At 70.4% G+C, this 26047-nt stretch carries 24 protein-coding genes; 15 read left to right on the forward strand and 9 right to left on the reverse strand.

What is annotated here, in order from left to right; genetic code table 11:
• Nucleotides 1-596, reverse strand: a 596-nt coding sequence (locus AB0305_RS15055) for a DUF222 domain-containing protein (RefSeq protein WP_366173299.1), incomplete at its 3' end; no start/stop codon positions are given.
• Nucleotides 597-939: 343 nt separating this feature from the next.
• Between AB0305_RS15055 and AB0305_RS15060 the strand changes: the two genes are divergently transcribed.
• Nucleotides 940-1461: a hypothetical protein gene (locus tag AB0305_RS15060; protein WP_364138378.1), complete on the forward strand. Its 522-nt coding sequence runs from the start codon at nt 940-942 to the stop codon at nt 1459-1461.
• Here the strand turns inward: AB0305_RS15060 and AB0305_RS15065 are convergent.
• Nucleotides 1445-2971 (reverse strand): amidohydrolase family protein, encoded by a 1527-nt coding sequence (locus AB0305_RS15065; protein WP_366173302.1) that lies wholly within the window; start codon nt 2969-2971, stop codon nt 1445-1447. The two genes, AB0305_RS15060 and AB0305_RS15065, sit on opposite strands and share 17 nt — an antisense overlap.
• A gap of 408 nt (nt 2972-3379) precedes the next feature.
• Between AB0305_RS15065 and AB0305_RS15070 the strand changes: the two genes are divergently transcribed.
• From AB0305_RS15070 to AB0305_RS15095, 6 genes are all read left to right on the forward strand, one after another.
• Nucleotides 3380-3712, forward strand: coding sequence for a hypothetical protein (locus AB0305_RS15070; protein WP_290257260.1), 333 nt, complete (start codon nt 3380-3382; stop codon nt 3710-3712).
• Nucleotides 3709-4764, forward strand: a complete 1056-nt coding sequence (locus tag AB0305_RS15075) for a zinc-dependent alcohol dehydrogenase family protein (RefSeq protein WP_364138384.1) — start codon at nt 3709-3711, stop codon at nt 4762-4764. Before AB0305_RS15070 ends, AB0305_RS15075 begins: the two co-directional genes overlap by 4 nt.
• On the forward strand, nt 4761-5201 hold the full coding sequence (locus AB0305_RS15080) for a flavodoxin domain-containing protein (RefSeq protein WP_364138387.1): 441 nt from the start codon (nt 4761-4763) through the stop codon (nt 5199-5201). The genes AB0305_RS15075 and AB0305_RS15080 overlap by 4 nt, the downstream gene beginning before the upstream one ends.
• Nucleotides 5198-6769 (forward strand): DUF4389 domain-containing protein, encoded by a 1572-nt coding sequence (locus AB0305_RS15085; protein WP_364138389.1) that lies wholly within the window; start codon nt 5198-5200, stop codon nt 6767-6769. The genes AB0305_RS15080 and AB0305_RS15085 overlap by 4 nt, the downstream gene beginning before the upstream one ends.
• 122 nt (nt 6770-6891) lie before the next feature.
• A complete protein-coding gene (locus AB0305_RS15090; RefSeq protein ID WP_290257264.1) occupies nt 6892-7611 on the forward strand; it encodes an SGNH/GDSL hydrolase family protein in 720 nt (239 codons plus the stop codon).
• Between the two features lie 51 nt (nt 7612-7662).
• Nucleotides 7663-8544 carry a cytochrome c oxidase assembly protein gene (locus AB0305_RS15095; protein ID WP_290257265.1) on the forward strand — a complete coding sequence of 294 codons (882 nt, stop codon included), beginning with the start codon at nt 7663-7665 and terminating at the stop codon, nt 8542-8544.
• Nucleotides 8545-8589: 45 nt separating this feature from the next.
• Here the strand turns inward: AB0305_RS15095 and AB0305_RS15100 are convergent, their stop codons facing one another.
• From AB0305_RS15100 to AB0305_RS15110, 3 genes are all read right to left on the reverse strand, one after another.
• On the reverse strand, nt 8590-9045 hold the full coding sequence (locus tag AB0305_RS15100; RefSeq protein WP_364138393.1) for a DUF4282 domain-containing protein: 456 nt from the start codon (nt 9043-9045) through the stop codon (nt 8590-8592).
• A 164-nt stretch (nt 9046-9209) separates the two neighbouring features.
• Nucleotides 9210-10214, reverse strand: a complete 1005-nt coding sequence (locus AB0305_RS15105; protein ID WP_290257267.1) for an aldo/keto reductase family protein — start codon at nt 10212-10214, stop codon at nt 9210-9212.
• A 40-nt stretch (nt 10215-10254) separates the two neighbouring features.
• Nucleotides 10255-10635, reverse strand: a complete 381-nt coding sequence (locus AB0305_RS15110; protein ID WP_364138396.1) for a hypothetical protein — start codon at nt 10633-10635, stop codon at nt 10255-10257.
• A 203-nt stretch (nt 10636-10838) separates the two neighbouring features.
• Between AB0305_RS15110 and AB0305_RS15115 the strand changes: the two genes are divergently transcribed.
• On the forward strand, nt 10839-11237 hold the full coding sequence (locus AB0305_RS15115) for a YchJ family protein (RefSeq protein ID WP_290257269.1): 399 nt from the start codon (nt 10839-10841) through the stop codon (nt 11235-11237).
• 28 nt (nt 11238-11265) lie between these two features.
• Here the strand turns inward: AB0305_RS15115 and AB0305_RS15120 are convergent, their stop codons facing one another.
• The 3 genes from AB0305_RS15120 to AB0305_RS15130 form a co-directional block, all read right to left on the reverse strand.
• Complete coding sequence (locus tag AB0305_RS15120) at nt 11266-12006, reverse strand: hypothetical protein (RefSeq protein ID WP_290257319.1); 741 nt, start codon at nt 12004-12006, stop codon at nt 11266-11268.
• Nucleotides 12007-12490: 484 nt separating this feature from the next.
• Nucleotides 12491-14446 carry an acyl-CoA dehydrogenase family protein gene (locus AB0305_RS15125; protein WP_364138471.1) on the reverse strand — a complete coding sequence of 652 codons (1956 nt, stop codon included), beginning with the start codon at nt 14444-14446 and terminating at the stop codon, nt 12491-12493.
• A gap of 127 nt (nt 14447-14573) precedes the next feature.
• On the reverse strand, nt 14574-14903 hold the full coding sequence (locus AB0305_RS15130) for a hypothetical protein (RefSeq protein WP_364138399.1): 330 nt from the start codon (nt 14901-14903) through the stop codon (nt 14574-14576).
• Nucleotides 14904-15189: 286 nt separating this feature from the next.
• On the opposite strand from AB0305_RS15130, the gene AB0305_RS15135 reads away from it, so the two are divergent.
• Genes AB0305_RS15135 through AB0305_RS15145 form a run of 3 tightly spaced genes read left to right on the forward strand, consistent with a single transcriptional unit; the run spans nt 15190 to nt 21082 of the window.
• A complete protein-coding gene (locus AB0305_RS15135; protein ID WP_364138402.1) occupies nt 15190-16638 on the forward strand; it encodes a DUF3375 family protein in 1449 nt (482 codons plus the stop codon).
• 2 nt (nt 16639-16640) lie between these two features.
• Nucleotides 16641-17588 (forward strand): DUF4194 domain-containing protein, encoded by a 948-nt coding sequence (locus AB0305_RS15140; RefSeq protein ID WP_364138405.1) that lies wholly within the window; start codon nt 16641-16643, stop codon nt 17586-17588.
• Nucleotides 17585-21082 (forward strand): ATP-binding protein, encoded by a 3498-nt coding sequence (locus AB0305_RS15145; RefSeq protein WP_364138408.1) that lies wholly within the window; start codon nt 17585-17587, stop codon nt 21080-21082. The genes AB0305_RS15140 and AB0305_RS15145 overlap by 4 nt, the downstream gene beginning before the upstream one ends.
• A 19-nt stretch (nt 21083-21101) precedes the next feature.
• On the opposite strand, the gene AB0305_RS15150 is transcribed toward AB0305_RS15145, so the two are convergent.
• Nucleotides 21102-21596 (reverse strand): FBP domain-containing protein, encoded by a 495-nt coding sequence (locus AB0305_RS15150; protein ID WP_364138411.1) that lies wholly within the window; start codon nt 21594-21596, stop codon nt 21102-21104.
• A gap of 486 nt (nt 21597-22082) precedes the next feature.
• Here AB0305_RS15150 and AB0305_RS15155 point away from each other — a divergent pair, with 486 nt between their 5' ends.
• The 4 genes from AB0305_RS15155 to AB0305_RS15170 are packed head-to-tail and all read left to right on the forward strand — an operon-like array spanning nt 22083 to nt 26029.
• Nucleotides 22083-23147 carry an iron-siderophore ABC transporter substrate-binding protein gene (locus AB0305_RS15155; protein WP_364138474.1) on the forward strand — a complete coding sequence of 355 codons (1065 nt, stop codon included), beginning with the start codon at nt 22083-22085 and terminating at the stop codon, nt 23145-23147.
• Between the two features lie 8 nt (nt 23148-23155).
• A complete protein-coding gene (locus tag AB0305_RS15160) occupies nt 23156-24166 on the forward strand; it encodes an iron chelate uptake ABC transporter family permease subunit (protein WP_364138413.1) in 1011 nt (336 codons plus the stop codon).
• 38 nt (nt 24167-24204) lie between these two features.
• The gene (locus AB0305_RS15165) at nt 24205-25197 is read left to right on the forward strand and encodes an iron chelate uptake ABC transporter family permease subunit (RefSeq protein WP_364138477.1); all 993 of its coding nucleotides are present in this window, start codon (nt 24205-24207) and stop codon (nt 25195-25197) included.
• A 1-nt stretch (nt 25198) separates the two neighbouring features.
• Nucleotides 25199-26029: an ABC transporter ATP-binding protein gene (locus AB0305_RS15170; protein ID WP_364138415.1), complete on the forward strand. Its 831-nt coding sequence runs from the start codon at nt 25199-25201 to the stop codon at nt 26027-26029.
• The last annotated feature ends 18 nt before the right edge of the window (nt 26030-26047 follow it).

Genomic DNA, 26047 nt, shown 5'->3' on the forward strand with positions numbered 1-26047 from the left:
GGGAGCAGAGCGGTGAGGTAGCACATGGTGTCCGGGGCCGGTCGGAGACTGACACTGCGTTCGGTTTCGGCGTGGGCTGCCCGTTGGGTGACGGAGCGCGGGTCGTGCCGGTACGCGGCGGCCTTGGCGGCGGAGATGATGGCCCGGTCTCCGGCGCCGTCGAAAGTCCCGGTTTCGGCGGCGAGTTCCTCGTCCACCGCGCCACGGTCGGCGGCGTCCAGGCAGGCGGTCTCACGGACCAACAGTGTGGCACGCCACTCGTTCAGGCGCCCGATTTCGAGGGCGGCCAGGGTGCGCGGCATCTCCGTCACCAACGCCCGCGCCAGACCCAGCAGACGTGAGCCTTTGACCGGGGATTCCCGCCGCGCCAACGCAACCTCCGCCCCCACCCCGGTGCCGAGCTGGTCCGCCGGCAAGCCAAGAGCGGCCTGTTCCCGCCGCCGGACCAGATCCAGCGCCACCGCCAGTCGTGCCTGCCGGGCGGAGATCGCCGACTTCCGGTCCTCCAGCGCACGGAGCTCATCGATGATCGCCGCCGCATCTCCCACCAGGTCCGCGGCGACCACATTCTCGAAAAGCTTCCGACTGCCTTCCATGAACCCATTCAATCGGAGGGGTCTGACATTTAAAGGCAGAACGCGGAGAGATCCCTAGCGGCGAAGGGAACTACGCGAATGCCGTCAGTGGAGCACTTCCGGTCCGAGGCGCAGGACGGGCGCGCGTATCGCCGTCGTCCGTTCAGGCGCCCGCTGGCCGCGGGGCCCGAAAACCAACCGCCCCAGCGCCTCTCGTCATCTGCACGGAACGGGGGTCCCGGCCCGTGCTCCGGGAGAGCATGCACGGCCCGTGCCCGCCGTCAGCCTCAACCCCGACTGCACCCGCAGCACTCCCACCGTTCATACTGGAACTTGCCGTATCCAAGCACTCCCCGAGGAATCCATGCCCCTGAACAGAGCGTCACTGAAGCGTGACGGCTTCACCGGATTTCGGCCCCTGGGCGAGCTTGAGATCAACCGCGTCCCGCAGAAACCCGGGATTTTCGCCCTCCTGCTGCCCGCGGGCGGCCCGGAGGCAGCCGAGCCGCAGTTCCTGGCCAGGAGCACCGCTGGAGTCTTCAAGAAAAAGAACCCCGGCCTCCCGCAGGAAACACTGAAGGCCGAGTGGGTGGAAGGCGCCGACATCCTCTACCTGGGCAAGGCCGGCCCCGGCAGCAAGGGTAACCGCGGGCTCCGGCGGCAGATCCAGGAATTCGTCGACTTCGGCCGGGGCAGGCCGCCGGGGCACTGGGACGGCCGCCTCATCTGGCAGCTGGCCGCCGCGGACCGGCTCATCGTCGCCTGGAGCGAGCTTCCCGTCGACGAGTTGGCCCCGGCTCTGGCGTCCTACCACGCGGCCTTCGTCGAAGAGTTTGGCCGGCTGCCGTTCGCGAACTTGGTCCAGGCACCTAGCCGCCGAAGCTGAACCGTCCCGCCACCAGCGTCGCGGCCACTGGCATCGCGGTGAATGCGGCGTCGTCCACGGTGAGCGGATCGCCCTCCAGGACGACGACGTCGGCCGTGTCGCCGACGCGGATGCGGGAACGCCCGCGGGCGGAGGCCGCCAGTGCCTCCCGCCGCGTCAGCGCCTGCTCCGGATGCCACGGCTCCCGCCCGTCGCCGCGTGCTCGGGTGGTCGCGGCGGACATCGTTGTCCACGGCTCCATTGGAGCCACGGGCGCGTCCGAGCCGAGCGCCAGCGTGGCCCCAGCGTCGAGCAGGGACCGCAGCGGGAAGGCCCGGTCCGTCCGGCCCGCCCAGTTGGCATCGGCGGCGTCGCGGTCATCCAGCGCGTGCGCCGGCTGGACGCTGGCGGTCAGCCCTAGCTCGCCGAAGCGGGCAAAGTCCTGCTGCCGGACGAACTGTGCGTGTTCGATGCGTCCCTTCACGCCCGCGGCGGCGAAGGCGTTCAGCGCGACCTCGTTGGCGCCATCGCCGATCGCATGGACCGCTGGCACGAACCCGGTATCGCGGGCCCGCACCAGCAACTCCAGCAACTCCGACTCGCTCACCGTCAGCAACCCGCGGCCGCCGTGCGGATAGGGGTCCACGCAGTACGCAGTGCGGGTGTTCAGGGACCCGTCGATCAGCACCTTCAGCGGCCCGACGCTGAGCAGGCCGGCGCCGCCCGGAACCTGCTGGCCGGTCCGCATCCCCTCCGCCACGGCCCGGTCCAGGTCCAGCGGGTATACCCCCGCCTCCACCCGGAACGAGTCGAACCCGTCGGCGATCCGGCGCAGCCAGGGATCCCTATTCCACACCATCTCGAGGTCCACGATCCCCACGATGCCCCGCGCCGCGGCCGCCGCACCCGCGGAGCGGACCAGCGCGTCCACATCCGAATCCGGCAGGCGGCCCAGCTCACGGGTCAGCGCGAACGCCGGCTCCTCGCGGAGCAGGCCGTCCGGGCCCGGGTTCACCCCGTAGCGCACAGCCGCGGCCGAATTCAGCCAGACGCAGTGCAGGTCGTGGCTGATCAGCGCCACGGGGACACCGCCGGTCGTCCCGTCCAGCAGCTCCAGGCTGGGGGCGTCGGCCCACGCTGCGTCGCGGAAGCCGACGCCGACCAGCGTCCGGCCGCCGGAGGAGGATGCGCCGCCGTCGCGCACGCCGCCACCGCGCACGCCGCCAACGTGAGCCCCGACGACGGCGGCGGCCTCCCGCGCCGCCGCGGCCCCAGAGAGGTCCACCCGCCCCAGCGTCAGCGCCCACTGGTTCATGTGCACGTGCTCGTCCCACAGCCCGGGAATCACGAAGCGGCCGTCGAACTCCACCCGCCGTGTCCCGGGCGGAACCGTTGCGTGGGACCCCGCGGGGGCGATGGCCGCGACCCGCCCGCCGCTCAGGAGGATGTCACACGGCGTCATATCGTCCGGCTGGTGGACGCCGGTGAGAAGAAGGTCCGGCGCGCCGCCGTCGGGGGCTGCTTTAGGCATAGCAGCAAGGCTAAAGGGGTCCCCGGACGGCGGCAATCCACGTAGCAACAGCCACACAACGCACACCAGTATCAGCACCCGCCGGCGGCGGCAGTCCAAGGGACCTTTGTCCCCTTGCCCGGGCAGAACGGCACCCTCACTCTGGGTATGAGGCGAATCCAGCACGGCAATTTTGGGGAATTGGGGAAGCGCCTGCGAGGAAATTTCGGTCTCGCTATGACCCTGGGGTGAGGAAATGGCAGTTGCACTTTCCAGCTTGGGCAGGAAAGGCAGGAGATCCGCCATGGTGAATGACCGGCAGCAGGAGACGCGGCAGCGGGGACCGGCGACGCCGGGCTTCGCGGGGAGCGCTGAGGCGCCATGAGCCCCTTGGGACACGCTCATCACAGCAGCCGCGCAAGGTCCTTTTTGGCGCATCCGTCCCACGGGGACCCGCGCATCAAGGTGGTGCTGCACGCTGACCCGGCGTCCGAGACAGTCCGGGTGGACGTGCGCGGCGTCGTGACGACGACGAACATCCGCGCGCTCTATGTCGTCTGCCGGCGGGTGGTCGCCAAGTTCGTGGGCTTCGAAATCGTCGTGGACCTCGGCCATGCCCGGGTTACCGCGGCCGCCTTCGACGAACTCCGCGAGCACGCCCGCCAGTCGATCGTCTCCTCGGGGATCGATGCCTCCGTCACGCCCTGCCGCCTGCGGATTGTCGATCCGCCGGTGGTCCTTCGAGTCAAGGAGTCTGCATGAAAGCCCTCGTCTATGGCGGCCCCGGCAAGAAATCCTGGACCGACGTCCCGGATCCGGTGATCACCAATCCGAGCGACGCGATCGTCCGGGTGGACACCACCACCATCTGCGGCACGGACCTGCACATCCTCAAGGGCGACGTGCCCGCCGTAACCGAGGGGCGGATCCTGGGTCACGAGGGCGTCGGCACCGTCACCGAGGTGGGGTCCTCGGTGACCAGCCTCAAGGTGGGGGACCGGGTGATCATCTCCTGCATCAAGTCCTGCGGGCATTGCGCCAATTGCAAGACCGGCCTGTACTCGCACTGCCTCGGAGAGGAGGGGAAGTCCGGGACGGGCTGGGTCTTCGGGCACCTGATCGACGGTACGCAGGCCGAGTTCGTCCGGGTTCCGTACGCGGAGAATTCGCTGCACCTGCTGCCAGAGGGCGTCAGCGACGAGGAAGCCGTGATGCTCTCCGACATCCTGCCCACGGGCTTCGAGATCGGCGTGCAGTACGGCCGGGTCAAGCCGGGGGACACCGTTGCGGTGATCGGGGCCGGGCCGGTTGGCCTCGCGGCGATCGCCACGGCCGGGCTCTATGGCGCGGCCACCATCATCGCCGTCGACCTGGACGCGAACCGGCTGGAGAAGGCCCGGGAATTCGGGGCCACCGACGCCGTCCTCTCCAGCGACGCCGACTGGAAGGACCAGGTCCTGGCCCGCACCGACGGGCTGGGCGTGGACGTGGCGATCGAGGCGGTGGGTGTCCCGGCGACCTTCGGCATGTGCACGGACATCGTCCGTCCCGGCGGCACGGTGGCCAACGTGGGCGTGCACGGCAAGCCCGTGGAACTGCACGTTGAGAACCTCTGGATCCAGAACATCAGCATCAGCATGGGCCTGGTGAACGCCAACACGACGCCGATGCTGCTGAAGCTGGTGGCCCGGCACAAGATCCCCGCGGCCAAGTTCGCCACCCACCGATTCCGCTTCGACCAGTTCCTGGACGCCTACGACACCTTCGCCCGGGCGGCCGACACCAAGGCGCTGAAGGTGGTGATCAGCGGATGAGGGCCCATGTTGTCTACGACTCCGCCTACGGCAACACCAAGTCGGTGGCCGAAGCCGTGGCCGAGGTCTTCCACGCGGACCCCATCCCGGTCACCGACTTCCGGCCCTCCGACCTCCTGGCCGGAGACCTGCTGGTCCTGGGCAGTCCGATCAACGGCTGGCGCCCCACGCCCAAGGTCACCGAGCTGCTCTCCGGCCTGGGCCACGGCGACCTGGCCGGCGTGAAGGCCGCCGCCTTCGACACCCGGGTGAGGATGTTCATCCACGGCGATGCGGCCAAGAAAATGGCCCAGTCATTGAAGGACCATGGGGCGGACATCATCTCCGAACCCATGCCGTTCTACGTCCGCGGCAGTGAGGGCCCGCTGCGGCCCGGAGAGATCGAAAAGGCGACCCGTTGGGGCCAGTCGCTACTGGAGGCGGCGGAAAGGCCATGAGGCCCGGGCGGGTAGTCCTGCTGGTCCTCGGCTCGCTTGCCGCGCTGCTGGGCCTGGGCCTGCTCGCCGGGGCCGCCGCGACCGGCTGGGCCAACTACCAGCAGCGCGACGGCGGCTACTTCACCACCCCCACGGAACGGTTCGCGGCGGACGGCTACGCGCTGACGCTTCCCCGGATCAACATCCTGGACGACGGCGGCATGCGCCCCAACGGGACACTTCCCGGGACGGAGGCGACGCCGGGCAGCATCCTGCTGCGCGGTTCGGCCGCGGACCCGGCCCGGCCGGTGTTCATCGGAATCGCCCGCCAGGCCGACGTCGCGGGCTACCTCGCCGGCGTCCCGCACGCCGAGCTCGCCGACGTCCGGTTCTCGCCCTTCCAGGCCGACTACCGCACCGTCCCCGGGACGAAGGCCCCCGGGCGGCCGGCGGAGCAAACCTTCTGGGCCGCCTCCGTCTCCGGGACGGGCAGCCAGGAGCTGCGCTGGGACATTCGACCGGGCAACTGGGCCGTCGTCATCATGAACGCCGACGCGGCGAGCCCGGTGGCCGTGGACCTGAGCGGCGGGGTCCGTTCGGAGCTCCTGCTGCCGATCTTCATCGGCCTGCTGATCGCCGGGGTGGTGCTGCTGGGCGTCGGGGTGCTGCTGATTGTCTTGGGCGCGGCGGGGCTGGGGGCCGCAGGGCCGGGCGGCCCCGGTTCCGGCTGGGCCGGTACGGGCGGGGGTCCGCCGCCGGTCGGGTATCCCGCGCCGCCGCCACCCTATGGTTACCCGCCGCCGTCGCGCATTTATCCTGCCCGGCTCAGCGGCCACCTGGACCCGCAGCTGTCCCGGTGGCTGTGGCTGGTGAAGTGGTTCCTGGCCATCCCGCACTACATCGTGCTGTTCTTCCTGTGGTTCGCGCTGGTGGTCACCACGATCGTCGCGGGGTTCGCCATCCTGTTCACCGGCCGGTATCCGCGCTCGCTGTTTGCCTTCAACGTGGGCGTGATCCGCTGGAACTGGCGGGTGGCGTTCTATTCCTACTCGGCGCTGGGCACGGACCGTTACCCGCCCTTCACCCTGGCCCGGACCGACTATCCTGCCGACTTCGACGTCGACTACCCGGAGCGGCTCTCCCGCGGCCTGGTGCTGGTGAAGTCCTGGCTGCTGGCGATTCCGCATCTGCTGATCGTGGGGATCCTGACCGGCACCGTGCGCGGCTGGGGCGGCCGGGAGCGCTACTGGGACGGCACCGAATGGGTGCAGGAGAACGCTGGGATCTCCCTGATCGGGCTGCTGGTGCTCATCGCGGGGGTGGTGCTCCTGTTCACCGGCCGATACTGGCCGGGCCTATTTGACCTGCTGATGGGGCTCAACCGGTGGGTCTACCGGGTCATCGCCTACGTGGCCCTGCTCAGGGACGAGTATCCGCCGTTCCACCTGGATCTCGGCCCCGCCGATCCCGGCGATTTCCAGCCGGCGCCGGCACCCGGCCCGACCTGGCCGGCGCCGATCCCGCCCGGACCAGTCCCACCCGCCCCGGTCCCGCCGTCGCCCGGTCCGGTCCCGCCGCCGGCTTCCTGAACCCGTTTGCCCAGGGGGTGGCGTCCACAGCGGGCGCGGCTACACTGGCAACAGTCGGCAACGTTGCTGTATCCAGCGTCCCTGCGGGGGCGGACACGGCAGGTTCCAGGCAGGAGGCGATCATGGCAGTCACCTTCTTTTCGCGCGGTGGTCACGGACGGCACGTCGCCGTTGGTATTGCGGCCTGCCTGGTAGCGGCGGCCCTCGCCAGTTCCTCGCAGCCGGCGGTCACAGCGGCACCCGCGGTGCGCGTGGTGGTGGTCGGCGATTCGCTCAGCACCGGCCACGGCACGTCCCCCGATCACGCTTGGCCGGCCCTGATCCGAACGGATCCCGCCCTGTCCGGGTTCCAGGTGATCAATGCCGCGGAAAACGGCAGCGGCTACGTCCGCCCAGGCGATGCCGACGGCACCTTCGGGAGCCAGGTGGACCAGTTCGTCACCCCGGACACCGGCGTCGTGGTGTTCTTTGGTTCAGAGAACGATCTTGGCTACGCCCCCGACGACGTCGGCGAGGCGGCCTCGACGGCGCTGGCCCACGCGGAGGTCGTGGCGCCTTCGGCCAAGCTGATCGTGGTGGGGCCGCCGTCGTACACCACGGACCCCGACCCCGGCCTTCTCGATATCCGGGCCCAGCTCAGGAGCGCCGCGCAGGGTGCCGGCGCCGAGTTCGTGGACCCCATCGCCGAGGGCTGGATCAGCGACGACGTCGAGGACCTGATCGGGCCCGACGGCGACCACCCCACCGTGGCCGGACAGGAATACCTGCTCCAGCACATCGCCGCCGTGATCGAGCACGCCGCGCCGGAACAGAACCCGCAGCCGGGCCGCCCGGCCGAATAGCGCCGCCGCCGATCCCGGGGAATTCCTAGGAAACGCCCGTAAGGTGGGCGCGTGCCACCTCTCGACGTCGTTATTTCCGCTTGGCAGGTCGACTGGACCGCGCTGGTCCTCGCGCTGATCGCCGGCACCCTCTACGGCCTGGGACTTCGGGCCGCGGCGGCAAAGGGAGGCAGCTGGCCGCTCTGGCGCACGATCGCCTTCTATCTCCTGGGCCTCGGCTCATTCCTGCTGCTGACCTGCGGATTCACGGGCGTCTACAGCGCCGGGCTGCGGTGGGCGTTTACGGTCAAGATCACGCTGCTGCTCTTCGTCGTCCCACTCCTGATCGGCCTCGGAAAACCCATCGGACTGGCTCGCGCCGCCTTGTCGGAGCGCGGCGCCGGACGCCTGGACTTCGTGCTGGGCCACCGCCTGGTCCGCTTCGTCAGCAATTCCCTGGTGGCCCCGCTGCTGGGCCTGGCGCTCTTCTCGACGTTCCTGACCCCGGCGTTCTATGTGCTGCGGGCCAACCCGCTGGCGGAGGCCCTGCTGACCGTGGTCATCCCGCTGTTGGGCCTGCTGATGGCGCTGCCCATCATCGAGGAGGCCGACTTCCACCGCTCCAGTGCCTTCATCACGCTGGAGTTCGTCTTCGTCTTCATCGAGTTGCTGGTGGACGCCGTCCCCGGCATCCTGCTCCGGCTGAACGGCCAGGTTCTGGACCTGATGACGGCGCGGCAGGCCGGCCCCGGCTGGTTCCCCGACGCGCTCCGGGACCAGCAACTGGCCGGGGACGCGCTCTGGTTCATCTGCGAGGCCGTGGACCTGCCACTGATCATCCTGATGTTCATGCGGTTCTCCCGCACGGACAAGCGCGAGGCGCGGAGCTTCGACGACCTGACGGACAGCGAACTGGAAGCCCTCAACGCCGAACACCTGCGCCGGGGCCGCTAGGCCTGTACTGCCGCGCGGCTGCCGCGCCGGGCCGCGTCCGCCGGGTTACTGTGCCGGCGGGGCGGGAGGCTGCCCGGAGCCCGGGTACTGCTGGCGCTGCTGCGGTGCCGGGTACTGCTGGGATTGCTGCGGTGCCGGGTACTGGCCGCCGTGGGTCTCCCAGGACTGCGGACCCACCGGGCCGTGCTGCTGCGGGCCCAGGTGGGCGCCCGGAGGGGTGCCGCCCTGCATCCGGATCAGTTCCGCGGTGTTCTCCGCGGTCCGGATGCCGGCCACCAGGGACTCGAGCCCGATCCGGGCCAGGGCCAGGTAGATGATCACGATCAGCGGGCCGATCACCAACAGCACCAGCACCCCGAGGACGGGGTTCCGGCTGGCGAAGGCCGAGATGACGAAGAAGAGGTACATCACGCCGAGGGCGATCATGATCAGGATGTAGACGATCCTGGCGATCGACGGCGCGACGAACCGGGTGAAGGAAAAATCGAAGAGGTTTTTCATTGGCTCCCCCAAGGAGTGGCCCGCCGCCTGCGTGGCGGGATCGTGTCGGTTGTGCAGAGCCTAACCGAAACACGCTCCCGCCACCGCAAGGCGGCCCGGCGCGCCAGCCCCGGGTCGTGCCGGCCCCGCCGCGCCACCCCCGAAAGGGCTCGTGCAGTCCTGCGTCAGGCCTCGCGCGACGCCGGGGACTTGGTCTGCGCCGGATCGCGCTCGGCCAGCGAACCGATGGCCGCATCGATCTTGTCCATGATGCCCTGGTCCAGCTTCACGCCGGCCGCAGCGACGTTCTTCTCGATCTGTTCGGGGCGGGAAGCGCCCATGATGGCGGAGGCGACGTTCTTGTTCTGCAGCACCCAGGCGATGCTCAGCTGCGCCATGGTCAGCCCGGCCTCGTCGGCGATGGGCTTGAGTTGCTGCACGCCGGTGAGGACCTCGTCGGACATCCAGCGCTCGATCATCCGCGCGCCACCCTTGGAATCGGTGGCGCGGCTGCCCTCCGGCGCGGGCTTGCCCGGGTGGTACTTGCCGCTGAGCACGCCCTGGGCCATGGGGGACCAGACGATCTGGGACAGGCCGAGCTCCTCGGACGTGGGGACGACCTCGGCCTCGATGACCCGCCACAGCATGGAGTACTGCGGCTGGTTGGAGATCAGCTGGAAGCCCAGTTCCTTGGCGAGGGCGTGGCCGTCGCGGATCTGCTGCGCGGTCCATTCGCTCACGCCGATGTACAGCGCCTTGCCCTGCCGGACGATGTCGGCGAAGGCCTGCATGGTCTCTTCCAGCGGGGTCTCGAAGTCGTACCGGTGGGCCTGGTAGAGGTCGACGTAGTCGGTCTGCAGCCGGGACAGGGAGCCGTTAATGGACTCCATGATGTGCTTGCGGGACAGACCCAGGTCGTTGTGGCCCTTGGGACCTGTGGGGCCGAAGACCTTGGTGAAGATTTCCAGGGATTCGCGCCGCTCGCCCTTGAGCGCCTCGCCGAGGACGGTCTCGGCGGCCGTGTTGGCGTAGACGTCGGCCGTGTCGAAGGTGCTGATACCGGCGTCGAGCGCCGCCCGCACGCACTGGGTGGCGACGTCGTTCTCCACCTGCGAGCCGTGGGTGAGCCAGTTGCCGAAGGTGATTTCCGAGATCTTGAAGCCGCTGTGGCCGAGGTATCTGAATTCCATGGGTCCCAACGTAGCCCAGATACCCGGGCACGGTAAGGGCTCAGCTGGCCTTGCGCTCCGGGCGGCCGGCGGCGGGGAGATCGCGGACGGAGACGGTGACCTCGGGTGCCGCGGCCGCCTCGGCCCGTGCGCGGGCCCGGGCATCGGCGCGTTCGACGGCGGCCGCCCACTCCGGGGAAATCTGCGGTTCCTTGCGGGCTGGCTTCAGTGTCGAACGCTGTTTCGTCGCAGGTTTCTGAGTAGCGGGCGCGCCTGCGCGGCGCCCGAAGAGGGCCATGCCCAGCGTGGCGATGAGCCTGCCGAGGCCGGCGAGCAGGAGGGTGATGACGAAGGCCGCCGCGACGCCGACGAACATGACGACGCCGATCACGAGGGTGCCGGCGTAGGTCAGATTCATGGCGGTGGTCGTCGGGTCTTCCACGTCGCCTCTCCCTTCCAAGCCTGCTGCGGGCCGTTCCCGGCCACCGTTAACCTTACGGAGAATCGGCCGCCGACGCGCCGGGAAACGTCGGCGGACCCAGGATGTGTCCAAGCCGATACCTTCGGTCCCTCTGTGGCGCGGCAGCGGCATATAGTCGGTGTCAGCTCCGGACCACGAGGGATCGGGCGAGGAAAGGGAATCACGTGCAGCAGTCAGGGTTCGAGGGCCGGTGCCCGTGCCTCTCCGGTGAGCAGTACGGGCAGTGCTGCGGCCGGTACCACCGCGGGGAAGCGGAGGCACCGACCGCCGAGCAGCTGATGCGGTCCCGGTACAGCGCGTTCGTGGTCCTGGATCCGGACTACCTGCTCCGCACCTGGCACCCGGAGACCCGGCCGGCGGAGCTGGACCTGGATCCGGAGATCCAGTGGCGGCGGCTGGACATCCTCGCAACCCACCGCGGCGGTCCCCTGGACAGCGAGGGAACGGTCGAGTTCGCGGCCCACTACCGGGTGGGCGGGGAGCGCGGCGTCCAGCGCGAAACCAGCCGGTTCCGCCGGCTGGACCGGCGCTGGTACTACCTCGACGGCGTCGAAGGCCGCTAGCGGTGCCGTTCCCCGAAGAGGGCTGGAGCTAGCGCTCCACGACCGTTTCCACCGGGGTGAAGCCCGCGCGGTCCACCTTGCGGTGGAAGCGCATGCCCGCGAGGCCGCCCAGCATGGCGCCGACCAGGGCCACGACGGCCACCACGACGGCGGCGATCACGCTGGTGGTGGTGAGGTCGCCCTCGTTGACCGGGATGCGCGGGAAGCTGTTCAGGTTGGCCAGGACGTCGAACTTCTGGCCGGCGGTCATGGCCAGGATGGCGACGACGACGGCGGCGATCAGCGCCCAGATCCACACCATGAGGCCCTGCCGCGCGCCATTGAACCGCGCCATCCGGCCGGCCACGTAGCCGCCGCAGTAGTACGACAGGAACAGGATCACCAGAAGGGTGATGATGCCGGCGAGGCCCACGGTCTGGTTGCCGGAGGCCTGGTTCACGGCATCGTTCACGTTGGTGTTGGTGGCGAGGCCGACGGCGGTACCGGCGGCGGCCACCAGTGCGGTCAGGATCACCGCCATGCCGGTGGCGGCGAGCCAGCCGAAGAAGGCGGAGCCGACCTTGATGCCGCCGAACTGTTCCTTTTCGCGGGCCACGACCGTTTCGCGGGTGGGGACCTCCTCGACGACGGTCTCCCGGTCCAGTCGGTCGGGGCGGTCCAGTCCGTCCTGGCGGGGGTCGCGCGAGCCGTGGATGGGCCGGTTGTCGTGGTGGTCCCGGGCGGCCGTTGCGGCGGCGGCACCCGTTGCGGCGCCGGCGGCGGCGGGCATGGCGCGGGTCTCGGTGGAGTGGCCGGCCCTGTCTTCCGCCCGGAGTTCACGGTTCTCGGCGCGCGTCTCGGCTGCGGCCGCGGCGGGAGTCTCCGCGCGGTGCTCGCGCTCCTCGGCACGGGTCCCGGCGGCGGCCGCGGCGGGAGTTTCCGCGCGGTGTTCGGCGTGGTGGCCGGCGGTCTCGTCGGCAGGACGGTCGGTCTCTGCGGGTCGGAGGGTCTCGGCGCTGTCCTGCCGGGCGTCGTGGATCCGGGCGTCGCGGCCCGGTTCGATGTCCGCCGAGCTCTCGCGGCGGGGGGTGCGGTCTTCGGGGCCTGCTGTGCTGCTCATGATGGCTGCTCGCTTTCATTGGGGGACCCGTGCCGACTTGTCCGGCCGGGCACGGCAATGCTTCGACCGTCATCAGGTCTTGCCATACCTAACCACGCAACCACACTTAATAGCAAGGTTGCTTATTATTAGGGATCGCGGATGTTGCCGCAGGTCAGCGGTAGCTCCGGTGTAGATTTTCCGCCCTCGACTCGCGCGGGGAGGCGTCGGCGATCCAGGGTCCGGTGCCCTCCGACTGATCCAGGACGCCGGCCTCCAGCCACTCATAGTCCCCTGCCAGCACCCTCGCCGTCAGGGCGCGGTCGCCGTCGTCGGTGTTGCGCCAGAGCTGGTCGAAGTATTCCTCGACCCGCACCCGGGCCTGCGCGCAGTAGGTATCGGCTAGTTCGTAGGCGGACGCCCCGCGCTCCGGCGCGGTGCGCAGCAGCATCTCGGCACGGGAGCAGCAGGCGGAGATCGCGAACAGCTCGGCGCCGATGTCCACGATCCGGCCCAGGAACGCCTGTTTGTGCTCCAGGCCCGCCTGCCAGCGGCCCATCCCGTAGAAGGTCTGCCGCGCCAGCTTCCGTGAGGCGCGCTCGACGTACCGAAGGTGCCGTGCCAGCCGGCCGAATTCGCCGTAGGACCGCGGGTCCATGCCGTTGCCGGCGAGCAGTTTCGGCAGCCAGCGGGCGTAGAACCCGGAGGCGCCGACGGCGGCCCGGGCCTTGTCCGGCAGGCTGGCGTCCGCGGTGGCCAGCGCGCCCGCGGCGGCCAGGTGCGCGTCCACGGCCTCCCGCGCGATCAGCAGCCGCATGATTTCCGAGGATCCCTCGAAGATCCGGTTGATCCGCATATCCCGCAGCTGTTGCTCGGCCGGCACCGCCCGCTCACCGCGTGCCTGCAGGGAGTCCGCCGTCTCGAAGCCGCGGCCGCCTCGGATCTGCACCAGCTCGTCCGCGATCCGGCAGCTGATCTCCGTAGACCAGAGCTTCGCCAGCGCCGCCTCGATCCGGACGTCTTTCTGCCCGGCGTCGGCCAGCTCGGCGCACAGTTCGAAGACCGCATCCAGGGCGAAGGCGCTCGCCGCGATGAAGGCAATCTTCTTTCCCACCGCCTCGTGCCGGCCCACCGGGCGGCCCCACTGGGTGCGGGCGTTGGACCATTCCCGCGCGATCTTGAGGCTCCAGCGACCCGACGCCACGCAGAGGGCCGGGATGCTCAAACGGCCGGTATTCAGCGTGGTCAGGGCGATCTTGAGGCCCTGACCCTCCCGTCCCAGCCGGTTGGCGGCAGGCACCCGAACCCGGTGGAAGCGGGTGACGCCGTTCTCGATGCCCCGCAGGCCCATGAACGCGTTGCGGTTCTCCACCGTGATGCCGGGCGAGTCCATCTCCACCACGAACGCGCTGATGCCGCCCCGGTGCGCGGTGCCGTCCGGGTCCGTGCGCGGCGGCACCACGGCCATGACCACCACCAACTCGGCAATCACCCCGTTGGTGGTCCACAGCTTCACCCCGTCGAGCAGGTAGGAGGAGCCGTCGTCCGAGGGCATGGCGGTGCTGCCCATCCGCGCGGGGTCGCTGCCGACGTCGGGCTCGGTGAGCAGGAACGCGGTGATCGCGCCGGCCGCGCACCGGGGCAGGTACTCGCGCTTCTGCTCCGCTGTGCCGAACACCTTGACCGGTTCGGGTACGCCGATCGACTGGTGGGCGGAGAGCAGCGCCCCCAGGCTCGGATGCACCGAGCCCAGCAGCGCCAGCGCGCGGCCGTAGTAGACCAGCGTGAGGCCCAGGCCGCCGTACTCGCGGGGGATCTTCATGCCGAACGCGCCCAGGTCCGCCAGACCCTTGATGTATTCGTCCGGGATTTTCGCCTCTCGCTCGATCACCCGGCCGGACATGGTGCGGCAGTAGACCGTGAGCCGCTCCATGAACGCCTCGCCGCGTTCGACGTCGTCCGCGGGTGCCTGTGGCCACGGATGGATCAGGCCCGGGTCGAAGCTGCCAAGGTACAGGCCCTTCGCGAAGCTGGGCCGGTCCCAGCTGGTGTCCCGGGCGGCCTCGGCGACGGCGCGGGCGGTGTCGGCGGTGGCGCCGGCGCCCAGTTCATCGGCCGGCGGGGCCTCGATGGCGGGCTGTCCGGTGTCCGGCCCCGGTTCGGGGGCGGCTGGGTTGTCGACGGCGGAGCTCACTGGGCATCTCCCCTCACCGGACTGGCCGGCTCAAGCCCTGGATCCGCCGCGGGTGGAGGACCCTTCAGCTGTCCCGCAAGACTACTCGCGGGTAGGTGCCGGTGCCAGGGGACGAGTGCCCGATCAGTTCGCCCGGGAAGTCGCCGGGCAGTTCCACCCGGCCCGCGTGGTGGACCAGGTGCTCCCACGCCGTATTGATGCCGGAGACCATGCCCACCAGGGTCCGGACGACGAGGAACCAGGCCAGCTTGCCGACCCCCAGCAGTGCCAGGGCCACGGTCGCCGCCGTCATGATGAACAGGGCCAGGAGGGCGGCAAAGAGCAGGGTCCCGCCGAACACCAGGGTCCCGGTTTCCACCGTGGTCAGATCAAACAGGCTCGCATCGAACTGCATTCTTCCTCCTGCAACGGCGCTTCGGCTGAATCAGTAGCCCGAGCGTAGGGCGGCGGAGGGGGCCCGTTCCAGAGTCCCGGGGCGCGTCGGACGCTCTTGATACGGGATCGAGACGCTACCCGGTGGTAGGTCACGAACAGATCGCAGGAGCCCCACCAGAAACATGCGCACCGCCGTCGGCGAGCGCGGTGCGGGGCAGCGAGCCCGGCGCCGGCGGTGACTGCGTTAACGTTGTAGCTGGCAGTTTTGCGTGGCTGCCGTCCCCCGGCAGTGAGAGGAGAGTTGCGTGCCCGGATCCGCCCTGTCCTCCGCGGACGCCATCAGCGCCCGGCTGCGCGAGCTGGAATTGCTGACCAAGGGACCCGCGTGGGCGCTGACCCGCTCCGCCCCCTGGGTCATCGCGGTTCTGCAGGCCTCCTTCACCCGCACCCGGCCGCAGCTGCCGCTGGAACAGTTCCACGCCGACGTCGACGCCTTCCTCGAGCAGCTCCGCCGCCAGGAGCCGGGCCTCGGCGGGTCGGCGAACGGCAAGGCCTTCGGCGACGAGTGGACCCGGAAGAACTTCCTCACCCGCCGCAACCAGTCGGGCCAGATTGTCTACGAGGTCACCGAACCGGCGGCCCGCGTGCTGGCGTTCCTGGACAGCCTCTCCAGTGAACGCTCCACCCTCAACGGATCCCGCCTGGGCACGTTGCTGGGCGACGTCGAGAAGCTGGCCAACGAAACGAACCCGGACCAGAGCGCCCGGCTGGAGGCGCTCCACGAAGAGATCGGCGAACGGCGTCAGCTGATCGAGGACATCAGCTCCGGGGAATTCGACGGCCTGCTCGACGACGAGGAAGCCGTCGAGGCCGCGGGCAACATCCTGGACCTCGCGGCCAGCCTGCCCGCCGACTACAAGAAGATGCGTGACCGGATCGAGGAACTGGTGGGCGAACTCCGCAACCAGATCATCGAGGAGTCGCTCAGCAAGGGCGCCACGATGGCGCAGGTCCTCGAGGCGGACAAGCGGCTCCGGCAAAGTCCCGAGGGCAGGACGTTCCGGTCCTTTACCGCCTTCCTGGAAGACCCACAGCAGCAGCTGCGCTTCCGTTCCGCGATCGGCGAGGTGCTCAGCCGCCAGTTCGCCGACGACCTCAGCCATGAGGAACGGGAGACGCTGAAGAACCTCGTCGCCGAACTCCGCAGCCAGCACAGCCAGATCCAGCGGATCTACGGCAAGCTCAGCGAGAGCCTGAACACCTACGTGCAGAGCGACGACTACCGCCAGTCGGTGCGGCTGCGGAAGGTGCTGCGGGAGGCCGAGCAGGCGATCCGCTCGCTGCCGTACGAGCGCGAGCGGCCGGGCCTGGTCCGCGGGCCCGTGCTCTATAACGCGGGCTTCGAATCGCTGGCCATGATCAAGCTCTTCGACCCGGACGAGTTCGCGGCCCCGCCCAAGCTGGCGGACCCGATCGCGTTCAGCGACTCGGACCGGGCGCGCTCGCCGCGCACCGGCAAGGCCAACCAGGCCGCCATCCGCGGCGCCGTCGCCGGGGCGGCCACCCTCGCCGAAGCCTGGGAGCAGCTCCCCGCCGACGAACGCCACATCAACTCCATCCGGGCCCTGCTCTCCCACGCGCTGCACCAGGGCGCCGGATTTAACCGCGGCGGTTGGCAGCCGCTGGACTTCGAACAAATCGACGGGTCCACCCGCACCGCCTACCTCCCCGTCGTCACGCTTAAAGAGGACTGAAGATGACCGAATCGCCGCAGGAAACGCCCGACGCCGGGGCCGAAACGGCCGCAACCCGGGCGCAAGCGGACCCGTTCACGGTGACTCCCCGCGACACCTTCGTCGACGGCGCGGCTCTCTTCCCCGGCGACACCGGGGTGCTGCCGATGAAGGTGCGGCAGGCGCTGGTTAAGCTGCTCAAGGGCCCCTACATCGACGGCGGCCGGGACGAGAAGCTCTGGACCACGCTGCTGGACAACCAGCTGATCCTGCGCAGCCGGCTCTCCGAGCTGTTCCTGACCCTGCAGCTGGACCACGAGCGCAAGGTCGCCGTCCTGCGTCCGGTGGACCCGGAGGCCATCGGCGGCAGCGCCCGCTCCAGCATCCTGCGCCAGCAGCGGGCCCTCAGCCGGGTCGAGACGATCGTGCTGCTCCGGCTGCGGCTGCTGCTGGACCGGCACGTCACCGCCCAGACGGACCCGACCATCACGCGGGAGGAAATCGCCGACCTAGTGGCCCACTACCAGCCCGCCGGCCAGCAGGACGCCCTGCGCGACGCCGACGTCGTCAACCGCGCCATCGCCAAGCTCCTGGCCCGCCAGTTGCTGTTGGGCACCAGCCTCGACGACGTGTACACCATCTCCAACGCCCTCCCGCTGGCCCTGCCCTTCGAGAACATCGGCGACATCCCGGCGCACATCGAAGCCTTGATCGCCGCCGGCACCGACCCCACCGGCACCGAACCCCTCCTCGAACTCGATGGGGACGCTGTTCCGGACGGTGAGGTTGGGGACGACGCGGACGGTGAGGACGACTCGGACGACGACGGCGATGCCGCCCCGGGAGTGGCATCGGGCCTGTCGGAGCCGGACGGCCTGCTGCTTGCAGCAGAGCCGTCCGGCGAAGGGGCGGGGGCGGCATCGCCGTCGGCGTCACTCAGCCCCACCACGGAAGCGGAGGCGGCCGAATGAGCATTGCAACCATGCTGCCGATGGGCGAGCTGACGAACCCCGGACAGATGCGCCTGGCCCTGGTGCAGGTGGTCAACTGGGGTACATTCCATGGCGCGCATACGATGCACGTGGACCGCAACGGCACGCTGCTGACGGGCAACTCCGGCGTCGGCAAGTCCACGCTGTTCGACGCAATGCTGCGCGTCTTCGATGCCCGGCCGCGGTCCAATGAGGCTGCGGCGCAACGGGCCGGCGGGGCCGTGGAGGACAAGCGGACCACGTTCACGTATATGCGCGGCAAGGTGGGGGACAAGGCCGTCGGCGAGGGCTCGGCCAGTGCCTACCAACGGCCCGGCGCCACCTGGTCCGCCGTCGCGCTGACGTTCGACAACGCCGCCGGGACCCGGGTCACCATCTCGGCCCTCTTCGACCTGCCCAAGAACGGCACCGAATCCAGCGTCGGCCGGTTCTACCTGATCGACAACAAGCCGCTGGACCTGGCCAAGGTCGAGGGGATCGCGGAGAAGCGGTTTACCAAGTCCACGCTGGATGCCATCTTCCCGGACGCCCAGATCTTCGACGTGCACAAGGCCTTCGCGGAGCGGTTCCGCCGCCTGCTGGGGATCAACTCGGACCAGGCGCTGCCGCTGCTGCGCGTCATCCAGGCCGGCAAGGGCCTCGGCGGCAGCGTGAACACGTTCTTCCGCGACCAGGTGCTGGACGCCCCCGCCACCCTGGCCGCCGCGGACGACGTCGTCGAGGAGTTCAGCAACCTGATGTCCATCCGGCAGCGGCTCGAGGACGTCCGGCAGCAGCGCGACCAGCTGGCCCCGGTCCCCGGCCTGAACAAGGAGTACGCCCTGTCGCTGCTGGACGCGAACCGGCTGCGGGAGCTGGCCGGCGAGGAATTCGAGGCCTACCGGCAACAGCTCGCCGTCGCCGTGCACGAGAAGACCCTGGCCCGGTTCAAGGACCTAGCCCAGGCGAAGGCCAAGGACCTGGCCGCCGAGCGGGCGGTCCGGGACGGGCTGGCCAAGGAACTGCGCCAGCTCGAGGCCGAGTACAACAACCAGGGCGGAAACGCGATCTCCGCGATCGAACAGTCGCTGGAAAACGCCCGGGTGGGCTTGAAACTCCGCGAGGAAGTGGAGGCCTCCGCCCGGAAGGCCCTCAGCGACGCGGGCCTGGAGCTCGACTGGACCGCCGCTGGCTGGGAGCAGGCCCACGAGCACGCCGCCGCGCGCTCGGCCGAGCTCAAGGACGACTCCGAGGCGTTGAAGGAACTGCGCTTCGAGGCGTTCGACAGCCACGCCGCGCGCAAGCGTGAACTCGCCGCGGCCCAGCAGGAACTCGTCTCACTCAAGACCCGCAAGTCCCTCCTGCCGCCGTCGAGCATCGAGAACCGCACCGCCATCGCCGCCGCCACCGGGGTCCCGGAGGAGCAAATGCCGTTCGGTGGGGAGCTGATCGACCTCGCGGAGGGCCAGGAACGCTGGCGCCCGGCCGCCGAACGCGCCCTGCGGAGCCTCGCCACGACGCTGCTGGTGCCGGGCGAGCACTTCGCCGCCGTCACCCGCTACCTCAACGACCACACGGTCCGCGGTGCGCTCCGGGCAGTCGACATCTCCAAGCCGCTCGCGGGCGGCGCGCTGGCCGTGGCGGAGGCGTCCGACGGCGACCTGCTGGGCAAGCTGGACATCCTCACCGCCGGGCCCGAGGGCAGCGCGATTGCCGAGGCCGGGCAGTGGATCCGGGAGCGGATCGCCCTGGACTTTGCCTACCCCTGCGTCGAGAACCCGGACGAGCTCGCCGGCCTGGACAAGGGCCTCAGCCTCGGCGGCGTGGTCAAGCGCAACCGCCACACCGTCGAAAAGGATGACCGGTTCACCGGGCGGCAGGACTACGTCCTGGGCTTCGACAACGCCGCCAAACTGGACCTGGTGGCGGCCCAGGTGGAGGAGCTGGAACGGGAACTGGCCCGGGCCGCGGAGCTTGCCCAGGACCGCGAGGAATCGCACCAGGGCATGACCCGGCAGCTTGAGGCGCTGCGGCGCGTCGCCGAGGACCACCGGCCCTGGGAGCAGGTGTCCGCGGCGGTCGCCGCCGAAGAACTGGCCCGGATCGAACAGCGGCTCAAGGACGCCCTCGCCGCCCAGGCGGACCTGGAACCGCTGCGGGCCACGGTGGAGACGGCCCGCCAGCGGCACCAATCCAGCACCGAATCCGCCGCCGTGCTGCAGAGCGAATACAAGGCCCTGGACGCGCAGCTGACCACCGCCGACTCACTGCTGGACGCGGCCCGGCGCCGGCTCGCCGACCAGCCGCCCTCCCCGGAGGCGGCCGCGGCCCTGGCGGAGTACTTCAGCGGCTTCGGCGACGTGCTGGAAATGCACGAACTGGACCTGCTGGCCAACCAGGTGCGGACCCGGCTGCTGGCCGAACTGCACGCCGCAGAGTCCCGCGGCCAGGCCACCGCCGAGCGGCTCACCCGCATCTTCGAGGGCTTCGTCCGCGAGTGGGGCACGGCCATCTCCGCCGACCACGGCCAGTCCATCGGCGCCGCCGGTGAGTTCGAGGCCCGCTACCATGCGATCGTCAGCGACGGCCTGCCTGCCCAGGAGGCCGAATTCCGGCAGTTCTTCAACCAGCGCACGCACGAATCCTTCTCCACGCTGCTGCACCTGCTGGACGAGGAACGTCGCTCCATCACCAGCCGGATCCTGCCGCTGAACGGCATCCTGTCCCAGGTGAATTTCCACGAGGGCAGTTACCTGGAGCTGGACATCAAGCAGACCCTGCCGGCCACGGCCAAGCAGTTCAAAGACGCCATCCAAAACGCCCTCAAGGTCCGGCACGCCAGGCCGGGCAAGGCCGTAGGTGCGCCGACGCCGGCGGACGACGACGTCGAACTCACCTCCCGGTACAAGTCGCTGGAAACCCTCGTGAAGCGGCTGGGCTCGCAGAGCCCGGAGGACCGCCGCTGGCGCGCCGAGGTGCTGGACGTCCGCGGGCACCTGTTCATCCAGTGCAAGGAACACCGCGAGGTGGCCGCCCGCGCTGACAAGTCCGGCGCGGTGAAGTCCGGCGCGGCGAAGGGCGCTAAGAAGACCGAGGTCTTCATGCACGCGGACACCGGCTCCATGTCCGGCGGCGAGCGGCAGCGCTTCACCGCGTTCATCATGGCGGCCGCGCTGAGCTACCAGCTGGGCATCGCCGAGCAGGGCTTCACCACCTACGGCACGGTCATGATGGACGAGGCGTTCGTCCTGGCCTCCGAGGAATTCGCCGGCGCCGGCATCAAGGCGCTGCACGAATTCGGGTTCCAGCTGCTGCTGGCCGCCCCGGAGAATGTGATCGACCTGTCCCGGCACCTAGGTTCGGTGACCGAGATCCTCCGGGACAAGCGCACCAACCGTTCCGGCGTGCTGACGGCCCCGGTGATCGCCCCCGACGCCGCCGACGGCGTGGCCTGGCGGTCCGAGGCGAACCCGGTGGACATCATCCTGCGCTGACGCCGGCGCGCCGGTGCCGTCAGGCTCCGCGGACGCGGTCCATGAACTGCGCGGTGCGGGCAATCAGGCCCTCGACCTGGCGGGCGACGGCCGCCTCCGGGTCCGGGTTGATGTCGTTGACCGGCGGCGCCATTCGCACGTTGCGACAGCAGCCGAAGTCCGCACAGATCAAGGTGCCCACGGTGTTGCCGTTGCGCCCCGACTGGCCGGCCCGCTTGGCCACCCAGAGCAGCACGTCGTCCTTGGAATGGATGTCGCGGCACAGTTCGCACAGCACCGCGCGGTTTTTCTTGGCACCGCCCTCGGGGGCGCGGAGCATGATGCCGACGGGCCCGTTGGCGCCGGGAAGCATTAGGTAGCCGCGCAGCGGCATCTTCCCGTCGCGCCAGCCGAGGAAGTCGAGGCTATCCCAGTCCAGGCTGTCGAAGTTCCTGGGCAGGGTCAGCTTGGCGGCTTCGGAGCGGCTGGCGTTGATGAAGGAGGAGCGGATGCGGGCAGCGGTGATTTCGTACATGGGAAGGTCTTTCGGGATCGGAGAGCTCCGGCCGGCGCGTTGGACGCGCGGGGGGAGGGGGCAGGCAGCTGCCGGCCTGCGATTCCGGTGGGGAGGCGCGGCGGCGTTAGGCCGCTGCGGATCCGTAAATGGTGGAGAAGGCCGGCGACGGCGCGGGCGCGATGCAGGCCGCAACGGCCACCCCGCTGACTGCGGCTGGAGTCATCGCCATGATGTCCGCCCACTTTCCCTCGTCGCATCCGGAGGTGGTTTCTGACCTTCCGGCGCCGGTTTCCGATGCCCGGCCCCGCCATCCTCGCAAACGCGGAACCCGGTGTCCAGTCCGCCCTTCGCGGGCCGGCGAGGTGCCCGAGGCAATTACGTCACTCAAAGCTTGCGTAATCAGCATGAGGATAGGTTAGCCTTACTTAGGTTTGCATCACCAACCTAAGGATCATCGTGACGTCCCCGCTCGCTACGCCTCCCTCCCGCTCCGCCGGCCCCCTCCTGAGCCCGCGCTCCTTCTCCCGGCGCGGACTCGCCGCCGCCGCCCTCGCCGTCGTCGCCGGCCTAGGCCTGGCCGGCTGCTCCACCGGCCCCGCCGGCGCGCAGGAGGCTGGGACCGCCCCGGCCGCCACCGCCGGGTACCCCGTGACCATCAAGCACGCCTTCGGTGAGACGACGCTGGAGCACCAGCCGCGGCGCGTGGTCACCGTGTCCTGGGTCAACGACGACGTCGCCCTCGCCCTGGGCGTCGTGCCGGTGGGCCTGCCGAAGAATGACTGGGGCGGCAACAGCCGGGCGTCGACGCCGTGGAAGGACGCCGCGCTGGACCGGCTGGGCGCCGGAGCCGGCTCCGCCAAGGCCCCCACGCAGTACTCGGAGGCTGACGGCATCAACTTCGCCGAAATCGCCAAGCTCAACCCGGACGTGATCCTCGGCGCCTACTCCGGCCTCAGCGAGGAGGACTACCGCAAGCTCAGCGACATCGCCCCCGTGGTGGCGCAGCCCGGCGTCGCCTACGGAACCGCCTGGCAGGACTCCACCGCCATGATCGGCAAGGCTTTGGGCAAGGAGGCCGAGGCCGCCAGCCTGGTCGCGAAGACCGAGGCCACGGTCAGGGACAAGGCCGCCGCCTACCCCCAGCTGGCCGGCAAGACCTTCATCTACGGCAACCTGGAGCCGGCCAAGAGCGACGGCGTGAACATCTACACCGCCAACGACAACCGTCCCCGGTTCCTCTCCAGCCTGGGAATGACCCTGGCCCCCGTGGTGGCCTCGAACACCAAGGATTCCAAGGAGTTCTTCATCCCCTGGTCCGCCGAAAAAGCCAACGAGCTCGCCTCGGACCTCTTCGTCACCTGGATCCCCGACGCCAAGACCGCGGACTCGATCAAGCAGCACCCCCTGCTCGGCCAGATCCCCGCGATCAGGAAAGGTGCCCTGGTCGCGGACCCGGACAACACCCTGACGCTCTCCATCTCCGCGGCCTCCCCGCTGAGCCTGCCGTGGGCGCTGGACCGCTTCCTTCCCCAACTCGCGGCCGCGGCGGACGCCGCCGCGGCAAAGTAGGGCGCCCCATGCCTTCGGCCCGGGGGCGGAGCGTCCGCGCCGGCTGGCTGCTCGCCGCCGTCGCCGCGTTGGTCCTGGTGTCCGCGGCCTCGCTGGCGGTGGGGGCCCGGCAACTCAGCCCCGGCACCGTCGTCGCGGCCCTGACCGGGTTCGACCCGGGCAACGGGGATCACGCCGTGGTGCAGGCCCGGGTGCCTCGCACGGTCCTGGGACTCCTGGCGGGCGGCGCGCTGGGCCTGGCCGGGGCCGCCATGCAGGGGGTGGCCCGCAACCCGCTGGCGGACCCGGGCATCCTGGGCGTCAACGCGGGGGCGGCGCTGGCCGTGGTCGCCGGCATCCACCTCGCGGGAGTGACCTCGCTGACCGGGTACCTCTGGCTCGCGTTCGCCGGGGCCGCGGCGGCCGCCGTCGTGGTCTACCTGATCGCCGCGGCGGGCCGGGGCGGCGCCACCCCGGTGAAACTCGCCCTCGCCGGCGCCGCCCTGAGCGCCGCCCTGTTCTCGCTGATGAACGTGGTCCTGATCTCCAGCCAGGACACCCTGGACCGGTTCCGGTTCTGGCAGGTGGGGGGACTCGCCGGACGGGACTGGTCCGTGGTGCTGGCCGGGCTGCCGTTCCTGGCCGCAGGCGCCGTGATTGTGGTGGGTGCCGGGCGCGCCCTGAATGGCCTGGCCCTGGGGGACGACGTGGCCCGAGGACTTGGCCAGCGCGTTGGTCTCACCCGCGGGGTCACCGCGTTCGGGGTGGTGCTGCTCTGTGGGACGGCGACGGCGCTGGCCGGCCCGATCGGCTTCGTGGGCCTGGTGGTGCCGCACGCGGTCCGGCTCCTCTCCGGCCCGGATTACCGGTGGATCCTGCCGCTGTCCCTTGTGCTGGGTCCGTGCCTGCTGCTGCTCGCGGACCTGGCCGGCCGTGTGGTCCTGCTTCCGGGTGAGGTGCCCGCCGGGATCATGACCGCCCTGGTGGGCGCCCCCGTCTTCGTCTGGCTGGTCCGCCGGAGCAAGGGAGCCGCGCTGTGAGCGCCCGGCTGCTGCCCCTGCGGCCGTCCCGCCCGGCGGTGCTGCTGGCATTCGCCGCCGGCGGGGTGTTCACGGCGTCGGTCCTGCTGGGCAGCTACACCGTCACCGTTCCGGACCTGTGGAGGGTTTTGGCCGCGCACTTCAGCGGTGCCCCCAGGATCCCGACGGTGAGCTTCATGGTGATGGAGCTGAAGCTGCCGCGGGCGGTCACGGGCGCCATGGTCGGCGCCGCCTTAGGCCTCTCGGGGGCGCTGTTCCAGACATTGCTGCGGAACCCGCTGGCCAGCCCGGACGTCATCGGCATCAGCTACGGTGCCAGCGCCGCGGCGGTCACGGCCATCGTGGTCTTCGGGGCCTCCGGCGCCGCAGTATCCGGGGCCGCGCTCGCGGGCGCCCTCGCCGTCGCACTCCTGATCTACGCGATCTCCCGACGCGGTACCGGCGGGAGCGGGGCGGCCGGCGGGCGGCTGATCCTGGCCGGCGTCGGAATCGCCGCGGCGCTGCAGGCGGTGGTCAGTTTCCTCATGACCCGCTCCGACATCCGGACCGCCGCGGATGCCCTGGTCTGGCTCAGCGGCTCGCTGAACTCCGCGGGATGGGAACGGGCGGGGGTTCTGGCCGCGGCCCTGCTGGTGCTGATCCCGGCGGCCGCGGCCTTGGCGCGGCCCCTGCGGATGGTCGAACTCGGCGACGACGCCGCCGCGGGGCTCGGCGTGCGGGTCGGCGCCACCCGGCTGGGCGTCGTGGCGGTGAGCGTCGCCCTCGCGGCCTGCGCGACGGCGGCGGCCGGCCCGGTGGCGTTCGTCGCCTTCCTTGCCGGCCCGATTTCCCGACGCCTGAGCCGACGGACGAGCCTGCCGGCCGCGGCCCTGACGGGGATGCTGATCGTCCTCTCCGCCGACTTCCTCGCCGCGAACCTCGCCCCGCTGCTCCTGGCCGGAACCGTCCTCCCCGTGGGGGTCGTGACCGGGGCGCTGGGCGCGCCCTTCCTGCTGTGGCTGCTGGCCACCGCCAACCGAAAGGACACCTGAGATGGCAGAACTCGCCGCACAGGATCTCACCCTCGACTACGGGACCACGCCGGTGGTGGCCGGCCTCAACTGCACGATTCCGCCCCGGAAGGTGACCATGATTGTGGGCGCCAACGCCTGCGGCAAGTCCACCCTGCTCCGCGGCCTGTCCCGGCTGCTCAAGCCCGCGGGCGGCGCGGTCACTCTCGACGGCCAGGACATCCGGTCCCGTCCGGCCCGGGACCTCGCCCGGCAGATGGGACTGCTCCCGCAGCATCCCTCCGCGCCGGCCGGACTCCTCGTCCGGGACCTCGTCGGCCGTGGCCGCTATCCCCACCGCGGCGCCTTCGGCGGGTGGAGCCGGGCGGATGGGGAGGCCGTCGACCGTGCGCTGGCGGCCACGGACACCGCGCACCTTGCCGGCCGCGACGTCGACGAGCTCTCCGGCGGCCAGCGCCAGCGGGTCTGGATTGCCATGGCCTTGGCACAGGAGACCGGGCTGCTGCTGCTGGACGAACCCACCACCTACCTGGACCTCGCGCATCAGGTGGAGGTGCTGGACCTGCTGACCGAACTGAACCGTCGCCGCGGCACCACGGTGGTGGTCGTGCTGCACGACCTGAACCTGGCCGCACGGTACGCGGACCACCTCATCGCCCTGAAGGCGGGGCGGATCGTGGCCGAGGGCGTGCCCGCGGCGGTGGTCACGGAGGAGCTGATCCGGGAGGTGTTCGGCCTGGAGTGCCGCGTAATGCCGGATCCGGTATCCGGGACGCCCCTGGTGCTGCCGATCGGGCGCCACCACACCGTGCTTGCCCCGGCCGGCGGCAACGGGATGGTGACGGTCCCGTGACCGCGCAGCGCACGGCAC

Source organism: Arthrobacter sp. NPDC080086, assembly GCF_040702285.1.

Excerpts from the sequence above, each read along its gene's own strand:
- AB0305_RS15060 (WP_364138378.1), top strand. The coding sequence starts at position 940 with ATGCCCCTGAACAGAGCGTCACTGAAGCGTGACGGCTTCACCGGATTT.
- AB0305_RS15065 (WP_366173302.1), bottom strand. The coding sequence starts at position 2,971 with ATGCCTAAAGCAGCCCCCGACGGCGGCGCGCCGGACCTTCTTCTCACC.
- AB0305_RS15075 (WP_364138384.1), top strand. The coding sequence starts at position 3,709 with ATGAAAGCCCTCGTCTATGGCGGCCCCGGCAAGAAATCCTGGACCGAC.
- AB0305_RS15080 (WP_364138387.1), top strand. The coding sequence starts at position 4,761 with ATGAGGGCCCATGTTGTCTACGACTCCGCCTACGGCAACACCAAGTCG.
- AB0305_RS15085 (WP_364138389.1), top strand. The coding sequence starts at position 5,198 with ATGAGGCCCGGGCGGGTAGTCCTGCTGGTCCTCGGCTCGCTTGCCGCG.
- AB0305_RS15090 (WP_290257264.1), top strand. The coding sequence starts at position 6,892 with ATGGCAGTCACCTTCTTTTCGCGCGGTGGTCACGGACGGCACGTCGCC.
- AB0305_RS15100 (WP_364138393.1), bottom strand. The coding sequence starts at position 9,045 with ATGAAAAACCTCTTCGATTTTTCCTTCACCCGGTTCGTCGCGCCGTCG.
- AB0305_RS15105 (WP_290257267.1), bottom strand. The coding sequence starts at position 10,214 with ATGGAATTCAGATACCTCGGCCACAGCGGCTTCAAGATCTCGGAAATC.
- AB0305_RS15120 (WP_290257319.1), bottom strand. The coding sequence starts at position 12,006 with ATGCCCGCCGCCGCCGGCGCCGCAACGGGTGCCGCCGCCGCAACGGCC.
- AB0305_RS15130 (WP_364138399.1), bottom strand. The coding sequence starts at position 14,903 with ATGCAGTTCGATGCGAGCCTGTTTGATCTGACCACGGTGGAAACCGGG.
- AB0305_RS15140 (WP_364138405.1), top strand. The coding sequence starts at position 16,641 with ATGACCGAATCGCCGCAGGAAACGCCCGACGCCGGGGCCGAAACGGCC.
- AB0305_RS15145 (WP_364138408.1), top strand. The coding sequence starts at position 17,585 with ATGAGCATTGCAACCATGCTGCCGATGGGCGAGCTGACGAACCCCGGA.
- AB0305_RS15150 (WP_364138411.1), bottom strand. The coding sequence starts at position 21,596 with ATGTACGAAATCACCGCTGCCCGCATCCGCTCCTCCTTCATCAACGCC.
- AB0305_RS15160 (WP_364138413.1), top strand. The coding sequence starts at position 23,156 with ATGCCTTCGGCCCGGGGGCGGAGCGTCCGCGCCGGCTGGCTGCTCGCC.
- AB0305_RS15170 (WP_364138415.1), top strand. The coding sequence starts at position 25,199 with ATGGCAGAACTCGCCGCACAGGATCTCACCCTCGACTACGGGACCACG.